At 40.0% G+C, this 13164-nt stretch carries 14 protein-coding genes; 6 read left to right on the forward strand and 8 right to left on the reverse strand.

All coding sequences use genetic code 11. The annotated features are described in order from the left end of the window. Nucleotides 1-324: 324 nt before the first annotated feature. From yacG to infA, 3 genes are all read right to left on the reverse strand, one after another. Complete coding sequence (gene yacG / locus ACFIK4_RS04800; protein ID WP_375611670.1) at nt 325-609, reverse strand: DNA gyrase inhibitor YacG; 285 nt, start codon at nt 607-609, stop codon at nt 325-327. Between the two features lie 21 nt (nt 610-630). Beyond that, nucleotides 631-1344, reverse strand: coding sequence for a Maf family nucleotide pyrophosphatase (locus tag ACFIK4_RS04805; protein ID WP_375611669.1), 714 nt, complete (start codon nt 1342-1344; stop codon nt 631-633). A gap of 243 nt (nt 1345-1587) precedes the next feature. Continuing rightward, entirely contained in the window at nt 1588-1806 is a 219-nt protein-coding gene (gene infA / locus ACFIK4_RS04810; RefSeq protein ID WP_004857577.1) for a translation initiation factor IF-1, read from the reverse strand. A gap of 2622 nt (nt 1807-4428) precedes the next feature. Between infA and ACFIK4_RS04815 the strand changes: the two genes are divergently transcribed. Further along, a complete protein-coding gene (locus ACFIK4_RS04815) occupies nt 4429-4794 on the forward strand; it encodes a helix-turn-helix domain-containing protein (RefSeq protein WP_375634536.1) in 366 nt (121 codons plus the stop codon). A 1915-nt stretch (nt 4795-6709) separates the two neighbouring features. Here the strand turns inward: ACFIK4_RS04815 and ACFIK4_RS04820 are convergent. Beyond that, on the reverse strand, nt 6710-7291 hold the full coding sequence (locus ACFIK4_RS04820) for a disulfide bond formation protein B (RefSeq protein WP_375610657.1): 582 nt from the start codon (nt 7289-7291) through the stop codon (nt 6710-6712). A 10-nt stretch (nt 7292-7301) separates the two neighbouring features. Continuing rightward, nucleotides 7302-7454 carry a DUF5993 family protein gene (locus tag ACFIK4_RS04825; protein WP_273790835.1) on the reverse strand — a complete coding sequence of 51 codons (153 nt, stop codon included), beginning with the start codon at nt 7452-7454 and terminating at the stop codon, nt 7302-7304. 821 nt (nt 7455-8275) lie between these two features. On the opposite strand from ACFIK4_RS04825, the gene purE reads away from it, so the two are divergent. Continuing rightward, entirely contained in the window at nt 8276-8773 is a 498-nt protein-coding gene (purE, locus tag ACFIK4_RS04830) for a 5-(carboxyamino)imidazole ribonucleotide mutase (RefSeq protein WP_375610656.1), read from the forward strand. A 1-nt stretch (nt 8774) separates the two neighbouring features. Continuing rightward, complete coding sequence (locus ACFIK4_RS04835; RefSeq protein WP_375675204.1) at nt 8775-9920, forward strand: 5-(carboxyamino)imidazole ribonucleotide synthase; 1146 nt, start codon at nt 8775-8777, stop codon at nt 9918-9920. 197 nt (nt 9921-10117) lie between these two features. Here the strand turns inward: ACFIK4_RS04835 and ACFIK4_RS04840 are convergent, their stop codons facing one another. Continuing rightward, nucleotides 10118-10243 carry a hypothetical protein gene (locus ACFIK4_RS04840; RefSeq protein ID WP_375627706.1) on the reverse strand — a complete coding sequence of 42 codons (126 nt, stop codon included), beginning with the start codon at nt 10241-10243 and terminating at the stop codon, nt 10118-10120. Nucleotides 10244-11184: 941 nt separating this feature from the next. Between ACFIK4_RS04840 and ACFIK4_RS04845 the strand changes: the two genes are divergently transcribed. Further along, the gene (locus ACFIK4_RS04845) at nt 11185-11559 is read left to right on the forward strand and encodes a hypothetical protein (RefSeq protein ID WP_375638481.1); all 375 of its coding nucleotides are present in this window, start codon (nt 11185-11187) and stop codon (nt 11557-11559) included. After that, nucleotides 11552-11725, forward strand: a complete 174-nt coding sequence (locus ACFIK4_RS04850) for a hypothetical protein (protein ID WP_375611660.1) — start codon at nt 11552-11554, stop codon at nt 11723-11725. Before ACFIK4_RS04845 ends, ACFIK4_RS04850 begins: the two co-directional genes overlap by 8 nt. Nucleotides 11726-12020: 295 nt before the next feature. Here ACFIK4_RS04850 and ACFIK4_RS04855 read toward each other — a convergent pair whose 3' ends face one another. Further along, nucleotides 12021-12251, reverse strand: a complete 231-nt coding sequence (locus ACFIK4_RS04855) for a hypothetical protein (protein WP_375675207.1) — start codon at nt 12249-12251, stop codon at nt 12021-12023. Between the two features lie 136 nt (nt 12252-12387). Then, entirely contained in the window at nt 12388-12513 is a 126-nt protein-coding gene (locus ACFIK4_RS04860) for a hypothetical protein (RefSeq protein WP_375675209.1), read from the reverse strand. 448 nt (nt 12514-12961) lie between these two features. Here ACFIK4_RS04860 and ykgO point away from each other — a divergent pair, with 448 nt between their 5' ends. Next, the gene (gene ykgO, locus ACFIK4_RS04865; RefSeq protein ID WP_004863016.1) at nt 12962-13087 is read left to right on the forward strand and encodes a type B 50S ribosomal protein L36; all 126 of its coding nucleotides are present in this window, start codon (nt 12962-12964) and stop codon (nt 13085-13087) included. Nucleotides 13088-13164 lie beyond the last annotated feature (77 nt).

Raw genomic sequence — 13164 nt, forward strand, 5'->3', positions numbered from 1 at the left:
CTTTTTTCGTTAGCAATACTGATTGGACTATCAATTTTTCCTCACACCCTAAAGGCACCAACAACTTTCACGCAACAAAGCTCCATCGACCTTCATGCAACAAAGCAATTTATAATTATCCATGGTAAACAAAACCTCTGGAGATAAGTCTTAGATATGTATTAAAACTTCCATCGTTGATTGAACTTAATCTGCGTCTTTGCGAATGACGATAATAAGCAAGCCGTTAATCCAGCTCTTAAATACATTTACGATAATCCCGCGCGCCTCCCCTTCAGTTTCCACACAAAAAAACGCTTTAGCGTTCTTTCTCAAGAGAACTCTTTATTCTTCTTCATCACTTACTTGTGGTGGGGGTGGTAAAATATAAGAGCCTGAAAGCCAACGATTAAGATCAATAGCTCGGCACCGTGTGGAACAAAAAGGATAAGAAGATTTTTGTGACATCTGACCACAAATAGGACAAGGATGCGGAGGACGGGTCTCTTTTTGCAAATTTAGCTCTTTTTGTTCTTGGCACACCTTTGTCATTGGCTTCTTCATTAACTTTTCTTCTGTTGCTTTTTTTTCATTTTTGCTTTTCTCTTTTTGTTGCTTTTCACCTTGCATTGATCTTACCTTAAAGTTTTTCTAATGCGTTTGTTCAGCCCAGTGAGTGAAAAGTGGATAGTGATAAGCGGTCAAGAGATCGGCTGTTTCAGCCAAAGGCAATCCCACAACATTAGAATAAGAACCCGTGATATGGACAACAAAAGCCCCTGCTTTTCCTTGGATAGCGTAGCCACCTGCTTTCCCTTGCCATTCTCCTGAAGCAAGGTAAGCCTTCATCATGGCAGAGGTTAAGCGTCTAAAGCGAACACGACTTTCAACCAATTTTACGGTTATTTTTCCACGTTCATTGAGCGCACAAATGGCACCATAGACCTTATGCGAACGCCCAGAAAGGTATCGTAAACATTCATAAGCCTCATCCTCGCTTTCTGGTTTGGGGAAAATGGTCCGCCCAACAGCCACCACGGTATCAGCCGCCAAGATAATCATTTTCTGTCCAGGTAATTTTTCTTGACCATTCTGCAACTCGTCTTGACCATTCTGACTGTACCAGCGCAAAATTTTTTGGGCTTTCAGTGCTTTTTCTTTTGCCAAACGTTTGGCAAGGTTTGCAGGATGTTCTTTTAATTTTGGCGTTTCATCAATATCGCTTGCATAAACCTGCTGGGGATCAATCCCTATTTGTGCCAAGAGCGCTAAACGCCTTGGCGAAGCGGAGGCAAGCACCAAATGAATTTCTTCTGTAAGAGTATCTGCCAAACGTTTTTCCCCCCACTCTCTTATATTTCTCATTTCCACCCCTTCACAATCGACTTCCCTCTCACCCCCTTAAGCACCCCCTTTTTAAGCGCCCCTTTAGCCTCCCTTTTAAGCGCTATTGATCTCCTTATCCTTTTTCCGCATCGATTTTACAGTTTTTCAAGGCTCTTCAAACACTCCCCTTTTTTCACTCATGAAAAGCAAACTAAAAAACTGTTAAAAAATAATAGAAATAATATGATAGCTTTTAGAAAAAAGTGCAAGCCACCCACGAGGCTACTTATAGCGATATGTAATACGCCCTTTTGTCAAATCATAAGGTGTCATTTCCACCATGATTTTATCACCGGCCAACACCCTAATACGATTTTTCCGCATTCTACCAGCGGTATGAGCAATAATTTCATGATCATTTTCCAGTTTCACACGAAACATCGCGTTAGGTAAGAGTTCAGTAACGATACCAGAAAATTCTAAAACTTCTTCTTTTGACATAAACAAACATTTCCTTTACAGTGCACATATTTTGTTAAGCTGCGCGTTATTTCCAGCGTTCATATCCTATTTTCTTAAGTTTGTGAATAAAAATTCCACAAAAAGGGAAAGGTTTTTCAAGTTTACTCTCTCATGTTCTCAAAAAACGTCATCCCACACCTTAAGAATAAAAACTTTTTTTTCACCAATTTTACCCGCTAATTTCCTTCAATTTTTATGATGATTTTGGTTTCAGTGTGACAAGAAATTACGCTAATTTTTTCCCCTAAAGCATTTTCCCAACACCTCTGACTAATCCCTCCACAACTTACTCACAATCATCCTCTCTCCAACTTTTCCTCACCTTCCACACCTTAAACATGCGCCCTTCAGATAAACACCACTCCCCCACGCCAGAAGCCCTTCCTTTTCTCAAAAACCTTCTCCATTCTTCACACACCATTCACAACATGCTTCACTGCCCCACACTTCATACTCTACGCATTTCCCATACAGCCTTCCCCATTTTCTCTCTCTTCACACGCTTCCTCTAAGCCACTCTTTCCATTTATGTTGTTCTTCCTACCTTCGAAAACACGATCCCTATACATTGCGTACCATTAACCACAACGCCTCTAACGACATAAAGCCTTTTCCTTTTTTACACATTTCCGTTTTTACGCTTTTACGTATTTACAGAATAAAGCCAAATGAAACTTCCACACCGCACCACTCTATAAACAATAGTATTACCCCAGCTTCTTGCCTAGCCAATCTCCCCAAGCACTTCAGATCACCCACCCACGGACTTCAGATTCCCCTCAAATGACACCACTTCATCAAGTACCATAAAAGCAAAGCGCTATCTCCTTCACACCATCCTTCACGCATCCCTTCGCACCACCGCCTCTTCCCCCTCTAGTCTGTTCATTCCTATTCCGCCCCCACACTCTCTTCTCCCTTCAATCTCCCGCAGGCTTCATCCCAGCTTACCACTCCATTCACAAAAACTCTTTCCCCCATTTATCTCACCACATTCCATGCCATGCCAAAAGCATACACAATGCACAAATCCTCTACTCCTTTTTCACGAATATACGTTTTCACGCTTTTACATATTTACAGAATAAAGCCAAATGAAACTTCCACACCGCACCACTCTATAAACAATAGTATTACCCCAGCTTCTTGCCTAGCCAATCTCCCCAAGCACTTCAGATCACCCACCCACGGACTTCAGATTCCCCTCAAATGACACCACTTCATCAAGTACCATAAAAGCAAAGCGCTATCTCCTTCACACCATCCTTCACGCATCCCTTCGCACCACCGCCTCTTCCCCCTCTAGTCTGTTCATTCCTATTCCGCCCCCACACTCTCTTCTCCCTTCAATCTCCCTCCGCTTCATCCCAGCTTACCACTCCATTCACAGAAACTCTTTCCCCATTTATCTCTCCACATTCCATGCCATGCCAAAAGCATACACCCCACATAAAGTCCCAGCTTCCTTTTTTACATATTTCCGTTTTTACGCTTTTACATATTTACAGAATATAGCCAAATGAAACTTCCACACCGCACCACTCTATAAACAATAGTATTACCCCAGCTTCTTGCCTAGCCAATCTCCCCCAAGCACTTCAGATCACCCCTCAAACGAGATTATTTCATCAAACGCGACAAAAAAATCCAGCCTAAAATACTCATCATACACTCTAAAAACACCTTGATAAATTGATATGCCTGATATCACTCCCCCTATAAGCTCCCCTTCTAATCATGATTTCGGAGCCGCGTGAGAGGGACAAAACAAGCCGTTAAGTTCTGGGGGTCAAGGACGCCGTTAGGCGCCATGTAATGGTCTCCTTGACCTTAAGAACCTAGGATTGTTAGTCCCCTCATTAAACGCGGGTCTGATCTCATGATTTTGGTGAGCGTTCCGGAGAGTTTGAGAGGCGGAAAGCCTCTCATTAAAAAATAAAGTTTATAAATAAAAACTATTTTCATTTGCCAATCTTCTGAAATTACTTTATCACTTAAAGTGTAATTTTGATCGTCCACGCAACGATCAACAGGGAACTAAAAGCCCTAAACCCTAGCGTACAATTGAACCCACTCTTGTGGGTATCCCGGAATTCCGGGAGTTTTTGCTATGTCCAGGTGCGTTTCCGCACTAAAAGCAAAAAAGCTGACTAGGGTTCAGTACTTTTAGACTCCCGGAATACCAATGCGAGGGCGCTCGCAACCGGAGGGGGGCTTGAAATGCAAACCAAAAATCCACATTTTATCGACATTTCTGATTAAGCAAAAGACGCGATTTATAATCCATATTTCGCACTTTTTTAAAAAGTACCCAATCTTATAGTCTTTGAGATTATTTTGATTTTTCTTGCCAATCTCCTGAAATTACTTTATTGATAAGCACGTGTTTTTGATCGTCCACGCAACGATCAAATAGGGAGCTAAAAGCCCGAAAGCTTAATACATAAATTTATCCCGCATTGCGGGTATCCCGGAATTCCGGGAGATTTTGCTATGTCCAGGTGCTTTAAGCACTAAAAGCAAAAAGCTGATTAAGCTCAGTACTTTTAGACTCCCGGAATACCAATGCGAGGGCGCTCGCAACCGGAGGGGGGGCTTGAAGTGCAAACCAAAAATCCAAATTTTATCGATATTCTGATAGGCAAAAGAATTCGTCATAGAAGAATTGCCATGGGACTTTCCCAAAAAGAATTAGGAAGCTATTTAGGTGTCAGTTTTCAACAAATCCAAAAATATGAAAAAGGCTTCAATCGTGTAAGCGCAGGGTGTTTACTCAAAATCGCCCAAAAACTGGAAGTTCCCATAAGCTTTTTTTATGCAGATATTGCCACAAAAGAAAATCTTTCAACACATGCCGCACACTATGATCAAGAAACATACAGCGAAAAAGAACATTCCCTTTTGAAAAATTTTAGAGAGCTCCAGCCGAAAAAACAAAAAGCAATCTTATGGTTGATTTCTGATTAAGCAAAAGTGCACACAAAGCATAAATTCTCCGCATCATTTTACGGACATACGTTTTTATTTTACGGATCAACGTTTTGATGCTTCTCCACATTTACAGAAAGCAGCCAAACGAAACTTTCAAATTCCCCCCGCACCACTTTGTAAACATAGGTTTGTCAACAATACAGCTTCTTACTCTACAATTCCCCTGCTGATTTCAGATCACGACACCACAAAGGATAATGTTGCATCAAACGCGACAGATACGTCCTATTTTAAAATATTCTTGCCCCTTCACCACCCTAAAGTAAGATCACGCAAAGCACCGGTCAATCCCACTTCAAAAACAACTTTCCCCACACCCTCTCTCCTCTCTCGTCAACACACCCACCTCTTCATCCAAACTTCTCCTCCCCTTCATAAAACTCTTCATCCCCACACCCCAATCTTCTCTCCACATTCCATGCCATGATAAAATCATACACCACGCATAAAGTCCCAGCTTCCTTTTTTACAAATTTCCGTTTTTACGCTTTTGCATATTTACAGAAAGCAGAAAATCTGTAAAAAATGCATTATACAATAACGTTTTCAACAACTGTCATCAAAATCTCGCCTCCCTTTTCATCTAAATCCCCCTATTTTCACTTAAATCATAGATATAAACCGCCCTATTATTGTATTGAGCAGCATAAAATTTTTCGAAAAATTCTAACGATCAAAAGGGGTCATAAGAAGCATTTTACGACTTTTAAAAGAATTTTTATTTACACCCAGTGCTTTTTTGTAACGTAGAAGAGCACATTTAATTAATTGACTATAAGAAAGTTTGAAATGAGAGAAGCTCTTCGTTTTTCTCATTCAACATCCGCAACGATAACTTATCCTTATAAGTCAATATTTTTTCGTAATACAAAACGTGCCAAAAGGAATATACTTATGTTGCATATTCACGCGCTTGTTTTAAAGAAAGATCTCTCAACGCTCCATCACACCCATTTTGCAAAACGCTACCCGTAAAGGAATGGTAAGCTCCCATGAAGTGTATAAAATCCATTCAGCCCCCCCCTATCTTTACGCTTATGGAAAAACAAGTTTACGCTTATAGAAGAACAAGCCGGCATCATCACAAAAACTCTGCCAGCTCCCAATGTTGCAGACAGCCTTCAGTTCAAGAGACACTTCATTAAAGGCATGCCTTTCTTGTACAGTTTTGACCCACATGGCCCACTCACTTATGATGTATAAGCCAAGTAATTTTAATTGATTTAATATGAGAGAACTGGTGATGAGAAATTTTATTATATTCAGCAACGCGCTTCACGGTAAAAAAAATGGTTATTTATTATTATAAATCAATATATTAATAAAGAAGAGAGTCATCATCAAGACGCTTACCTTTTTCTAAAAAAAGGCTTCACACTGAAAGAAAACATCTAAAACTTAGATAAAAAAAAAGGTTTGCCTCTAATAAACAAACCTCTGCAGAAAATTATTCACATAACTTTCAAAATTTTAAATTAATCCCTCTAGAAGCAATAAAAAGCTTTAGAAGCACCAAAATGAATACAAAAACTTATTTAACACAATGTTAAGAAAAATCAAGAACAAAAAATTTTTATCGTTAATGCACCTTTAAAAAAACGAGGCTTTTTAACCCACGCGGCTCAAAAGTCCGGGGCTTCTTCTACAAACGCCTCCAAGCCAATCAATCCCTTCATCTCTCTCAAAAGACAGCATAAAAGGTGCACAGTACAAGTCTTCGCTAAAAAAAATATCAATCGCCAGCGCTCATAAAAGCCAGCGTTAGTATAAAAGATCAGATTATCGAACAATCTTGCTGAAATGTCTTCCCAATAAATAAAAAAGAAGCGGATTCTTAAATATTTCCGCCTCTTTAACAATAAAAATTATGATGAGGGATTATTAAAAAATTTCAAGACTGTGAAGGGAACCAATTTGATAACAATTCATACCTTACAGGATCATCGGCACATTGTCCACCACCACATTCCAGTATGGTAGAAATCAAATTTGCCGCAATCAAAAACACAAATAAGAAACTTGCCGTTTTACTCAAGGCTGGAAAAGGAGAAAATTCTTTGAACTTGTGTGCCAATTCGCCTAAAATCATGACAAATGAGACAGCAAAGATACAAAGGACAGAAATAATGAAAGCCCAAGTATAAAAATGCAATCCAAAGAACGTTGAACCATATCCTAAATCATCGGGTGTGATATGCAAAAACACTTGCCGTGCTGCCACAGCACTGGTTACCATACAACCAAGAATAACCATACCATAATGGGTATTTTTCACCTTATGGTGAATATTGAGTAAGAACCCACAACCTGCCAGCATCAATCCAACGCGCTGCAGCAAACAAAGGGGACAAGGTAACTCAAACTTTACCAATTGATAATAAAAAGCCACCACCAAGACAATAGATAACCCAAAGAGTCCTAGCGTATTCATAAAGATGACGAAGTGAGGATTTTTTTGTTCAACATGTTCCATGGCTATTCTCTCAAAAAGATAAATTTAAAGTAGAAGTTGCGTGATGATTGAAAGTGAGAAGAATGACAACGAATAAAATTGCCCACAAAGCATAACTTATATTTTTTTTACCACACATAGTCGTTACTGCAGTACCTAAAGCGATTAAAAATGGAAGAAACATAGCTTTTAAATCTCCTTTACATCCGTTGTTTAACTCTTATTTATTTCAGCGTTCACCATATTACAAAATTGGGCAAAAAAGAGACCATGGATTTATTATTCACAATTCGTCACTCGCGATTGATATTGCCATTATATTTAAGTGAAAAAACGATATAATCGCTCAGAAGCACATCTCAACAAAAGCGTTAAAAGCACAAAAGCGTTGATTATTCGCTTCCCCTTATATCAGCCATTGTTAAAGATATATCGACAATTATAAAGATTATATCCCCTATAAAGATTATATCCCCCACTCACAAAAGAATCACTTGAACAACAAAATAAATAGGCTTTGAAATCGAGAGATATACATCTCTTTTTTTCTCAAAAGAATATCCTCATTTTGCAACACATTTTTGACATAAAAATCTCTTTTTCTCATAAGCAATGTTTCAAATTGCAACAGATTTTATATCATATGGTGATCTTGTTTATTTTAGCAAATAAAAAATAAGACATTTTTTTAAAAAAAACTTATAATCAATGGCTTTTTCCCAATACATTTTTCCCTCTTATCTTAAATAAAAGACAATACCGCAAGCTCAACAGCCTCATGGGTCCCACGCCACCCCGTGACATTGCCCTCCCCCCTCACAAGAAGTGCTTCATGCCTTCAATACTTTAGTTTTTCATCTCTCGAGATCCCCTTTAAATTTTTAGCTTTCCGCCTTATTTGAAAAATAACTGTTTCTCTGTCATCAATTGGCTTTGCAAAAAGAATATAAAACTTTAAAAAAATAATGATAAAGAATCGCATTGAACCTTTGAAAAGGATAGAGAATGATGAAAAAATCATGTGATGTGGCGATTTTAATGGGGAGCCAATCGGATTGGCAAACGATGTGCCATAGTGCAGATATTTTGACGAATCTTGGTATTTCTCATAGTTCGCATATTGTCTCAGCACACCGAACTCCTGAACGCCTTTATCAATTTGCCAAAGAAGCAAAAGAAGCAGGGTTTAAAGTTTTAATTGCCGGTGCGGGGGGTGCAGCGCATCTTCCAGGTATGTTAGCAGCCCTTACTCCTCTTCCTGTTTTTGGCGTTCCAGTGCATTCTCACTCTCTTTCTGGTCAAGATTCTTTGCTTTCAATCGTGCAAATGCCAGCAGGGATACCCGTCGGCACATTAGCAATTGGCAAAGCAGGCGCAATTAATGCAGCACTTTTAGCCGCAGCCGTTATGGCCGTTTATGACCATGATCTCGCCCAACGATTAGAAGATTGGCGTCAACAACAAACAGCCAATGTCGCCCAAACGCCTGTAACGGAGGTTTAAAATGGCACCGTTTTCCACCCCCCCCTCGTCCAACACCACCTCGTCCAACACCACTCCCTTCACCATGTTACCTCCAGGCAGCGTCATTGGTTTAATCGGGGGGGGACAATTAGCGCGGATGCTCGCCATAGCGGCCGCAGAATTAGGATTTCGAACCGTTATTTTTTGCCCTGAAGCCGATTGCCCAGCCGCTCAAACAGCAAACAACCATATTGTTTCCTCCTATGACGATATATCAGCTTTAGATCATTTTATTTCTCAGTGTGATGTTGTCAGCTATGAATTTGAAAATCTTTCGCTTCAAACGGTTCAATATGTAGAAAAGAGTAAGCCTGTTTATCCTTCTTCCAAAGCATTAGAGATCACGCAAGATCGACTTTTTGAGAAGCAATTTTTGCGTGATCAAGGGATTGGCACCGCGTTATGGCACGCTGTTGACAATTCTTCTTCTCTTCTTTCCGCTCTTGATACCTTAGGCGGACGTGGTCTTTTAAAGACGCGTCGTTTTGGTTATGACGGAAAAAACCAGATCAAGCTTGATCACCCAGATGAACAAACCCTTGACGAAGCCTTAAGGACTTTTCAGGAACAGCCTTGTATTTTAGAAGAAATAGTCCCTTTTTTATCGGAAATTTCGGTTCTTTCGGCACGTACAAAACAAGGAGAACATATTTTTTATGACTGCCCTGAAAATCAACACAAAAATGGTATTCTTCATAAGTCCTTTGTTCCATCACATATTCCACTTGACGTGCAAAAAGCAGCTCAAGAAATCAGTGTAACAGTCATGGATGCCCTCGATTATGTTGGTGTTCTTTGTATTGAACTTTTTGTCTTAACGAATGGTCATCTTTTAGTGAATGAATTAGCACCGCGTGTCCATAATTCTGGTCATTGGACACAAAAGGCATGCATAACTTCACAATTTGAACAGCATATCCGTGCTATTTGCGGACTTCCCTTAGGCAGTCCCTATCGCCATAGCGATTGCCAAATGACCAATCTTCTTGGTAACAATTTTAGCACGTTAAAATATTTTCTGAAGCAAGAGCGCACCTCGATCCATTTATATGGCAAAAGCACTGTTCACCCCAACCGCAAAATGGGGCATATCATCCAATTACTGGGACCAGCCAACAAATCTTAAGCCCACATATATACAAATACTTTTTCACACTTTTCCCCCAAATGAACTGAAAAAACAACCTCTCCCCCCACACCGATATCCATCGGCTTCAAAAGCGCCCCTAACCTTTTAATTCTCCCCTGAAAGGGCGTGAAGCCCTCCTACAAGCTCCTTCTCTCTTAAAAACATCACCTCTTCCCCCTCCAAACCGCTTCATCCTACACGAACATCTCATCCGCCCTCAAAAACAACCTCTCCCCCACACACCGATATCCAAGCAGTACAACAAGCGCTCCCAACCCTTCAACTCCACCCCCTAGCTCTTCTCCCCTTCCTTTTCTCAAAAATATCCCCCCACGGCTAAAAATAATCCACCAGCCCCCAACTTCACTACCCCTCCACCTCCCACAGCATAAATATTCCCCTATAACATACGCAGCCCCTTCATTTTTCTTTTAATGCCAATCTTTAAGCCTTTTAATTCCAACCTTTAGAGGATAAACTTACCTCTTGCGGCCTATAGAGAGCATTCTAACAATGCGTTCTCATTGCCTCTAGTCTCCCTTCTTGTGTTCATTCTTTCACAAAAGTGCCAAGCGCCGCTCCGCACCACCCCTTGAGTTTCATGTCAAAGATATAATTACAGTACTAAGCTTATCCATCATAGCAATATCCTCTCTCCCCTCATAAGGCGATATTACCTGTGTCGTATTTTCTAGGGCTTGAAGCGTCTCTCCTTATTTCATTTCGCGATAAGGCTTAAAAGAGCAGATGTACATACACTCCACACTGAAAGAAAACCGTAAATTTAGCTTACACGCTAAAACACCAACCGCTTAAAATATCACTCACTTTAACATTTGTAATATTTGTGACCTCCGTTATGTCTATCGCCTTCGTTCTTTCCCCTATAAAGTTACATTATTCAAATTTGCGCGCCTAACCGCGCTCAAGGACGAAGATTCCTGTGCCGATCTGTCAACAATCAAGCTTCTCTTAAGTAAATTCTAGCCAATATGAACACTTCATATTAAATGCCTCTTCTCCTATAGTTTAGTGATAAAACATAATTGTACTCACAAAACGAATCTTTTATACAGCGGCACGAAAAATTGTACATGCCTCATAATAATAAAGGGAAGATGCGCTACAGACGTAGCAAGTCATTCGTATTATCATTTTAACAACTACAGAAATCTTTTTTCATTTCATAAACATAGTCTGAGAAACTGAGTTATTCGCTTTATCAAAAGACAAAACCCTCAAGAAACAAACGAATATCAACATGACAAAACCAAACCTATCAAATGCATCACCAAAAGAACAAAATGATACATCTTCTCAATGGGACTTAGTCCTCGATATCCAAAAAGAAGTTAAGGAAACATTAAAGGCTGGTGTTGTTTCACTGAGAGAGTTTATATTCATAATTTTTATAAGCATCTGTTTATACATTTTCCTCTCAATATTAGGCAGTGCGGATAAACCTCAGATGAATGTAGCAACTGCAATCGGGCTGATATGCGCATTAATTCTGTACGGTTCGATACCAATCTCTTTGGTGCTACGGATCATAGTAAAGAAGAAACTGAAAAAAGTAATGAAACAACTAGACGAAGCGGTTGCTAATCAAAATACAATAAGGAGAGAAAATGACTGAAGCTATAATATTAGGGCGCATTCTAGGGATCATTGTCGGTTGTGCAATAATAACATTATCCGTTTGGCTTGTTTATTCTACCATTAAATATCGAAAACTGTACCGTAAAGCGCTTACAGGACTAAACTTAGCAATTCAAAAATGTAATAAAGAAATTAATAAATAAAAAAAGTCGTGAAAAACGTGGTATTAAAATACCATAATCCTTATTTTCATATTTCTAGACGTATTTAATGTGATTACCAGTTATTGATGACCCATATTGAGGGTATGAGATTTTTCATAAGGGGACGTTTGAAACTATCGGCATGATATTATGTGCGTATAGCCAATACAAGAAACAATTCCAACGGCTCCCCCTCTTCCCCACTTCAAGCATTTCAGCCGGCGCACGCACCTGACAGGGCCTTCACGAGCCCGCAACAAACAAGCCCCTTACGTTTTAAGAAGCCACCTTGCCCTTAACAACAAAAACCACACCACTTCAACAATCCAACGGCGTCCCCTCTTCCCCCCACTTCAAGCATTTCAGCCGGCGCACGCACCTGACAGGGCTTCACGAGCCCGCAACAAACAAGCCCCTTACGTTTTAAGAAGCCACACCTTGCCCTTAACGACAAAAACCCACACCACTTCAACAATCCAACGGCTCCCCCTCTTCTCCCCACTTCAAGCATTTCAAGCCGGCGCACGCACCTGACAGGGCTTCACGAGCCCCCACAAACAAGCCCCTTACGTTTTAAGAAGCCACACCTTGCCCTTAACGACAAAAACCCACACCACTTCAACAATCCAACGGCGTCCCCTCTTCCCCCCACTTCAAGCATTTCAGCCGGCGCACGCACCTGACAGGGCTTCACAAGCCCGCAACAAACAAGCCCCTTGCGTTTTAAGAAGTCCCCCTTTGCCCTTAACGACAAAAACCCACACCACTTCAACAATCCAACGGCTCAACAGCGCTCCTGTTCTTGCAACACTCCCTAACAGAGCTTATTTGTTTAAAGCTGAAAAGGCTTTTACTTTTTTCCACTCTTTGTGCTTTTTGGTGTCCTTCTTTTTACGAGAAAATTTTTACCTTCAAGGCAACCATTAACACACCCTAAGGAATTTGTAAGGGATATACCCTTGACAAGAATAAGACTTCTTGTTAAATCTCTCCTACTTTTTTGCAATTTTCACTTATCGTTGTGCTAATGAAGTGGTTAATGCGTACCTTAAGAGTGCGCTTTTCTTTTTGTGATCACAGTGAAAAAGTGTATCGTGTGATGTTATCATGCAAGTACGATATCGCAATGCAATGCTCATAGAGTAAGCAGTCTATTGGGGTTGTAATATTGTATTTTCGTGTTTTAATATTGTATTATAGTATTGTGTTACGTAAACTATTTAAACGGTGAATATGATGAAAATTAAAAATTCGCTTAAAGCACTAAAAGAGCGCCACCGTAACAATCGTTTGGTGCGTCGTAAGGGTCGTGTTTATATTCTTAATAAAACGAACCCACGTTTTAGAGCACGTCAGGGCTAATTCTTTTAGGACTAATTTCTTTAGGATCAATGTTTTTATGCCTACTTTGATTGTAGGCTTAAAAAAATTTTATTGCG

Origin of the sequence: Bartonella sp. AP9QHHD, assembly GCF_042195625.1 — a bacterium.
Lineage (GTDB): Bacteria > Pseudomonadota > Alphaproteobacteria > Rhizobiales > Rhizobiaceae > Bartonella.

Excerpts from the sequence above, each read along its gene's own strand:
- ACFIK4_RS04850 (WP_375611660.1), top strand. The coding sequence starts at position 11,552 with ATGACTGAAGCTATAATATTAGGGCGCATTCTAGGGATCATTGTCGGT.
- yacG (WP_375611670.1), bottom strand. The coding sequence starts at position 609 with ATGCAAGGTGAAAAGCAACAAAAAGAGAAAAGCAAAAATGAAAAAAAA.
- purE (WP_375610656.1), top strand. The coding sequence starts at position 8,276 with ATGATGAAAAAATCATGTGATGTGGCGATTTTAATGGGGAGCCAATCG.
- ACFIK4_RS04820 (WP_375610657.1), bottom strand. The coding sequence starts at position 7,291 with ATGGAACATGTTGAACAAAAAAATCCTCACTTCGTCATCTTTATGAAT.
- ACFIK4_RS04845 (WP_375638481.1), top strand. The coding sequence starts at position 11,185 with ATGACAAAACCAAACCTATCAAATGCATCACCAAAAGAACAAAATGAT.
- infA (WP_004857577.1), bottom strand. The coding sequence starts at position 1,806 with ATGTCAAAAGAAGAAGTTTTAGAATTTTCTGGTATCGTTACTGAACTC.
- ACFIK4_RS04805 (WP_375611669.1), bottom strand. The coding sequence starts at position 1,344 with ATGAGAAATATAAGAGAGTGGGGGGAAAAACGTTTGGCAGATACTCTT.
- ACFIK4_RS04825 (WP_273790835.1), bottom strand. The coding sequence starts at position 7,454 with ATGTTTCTTCCATTTTTAATCGCTTTAGGTACTGCAGTAACGACTATG.
- ACFIK4_RS04835 (WP_375675204.1), top strand. The coding sequence starts at position 8,775 with ATGGCACCGTTTTCCACCCCCCCCTCGTCCAACACCACCTCGTCCAAC.
- ykgO (WP_004863016.1), top strand. The coding sequence starts at position 12,962 with ATGAAAATTAAAAATTCGCTTAAAGCACTAAAAGAGCGCCACCGTAAC.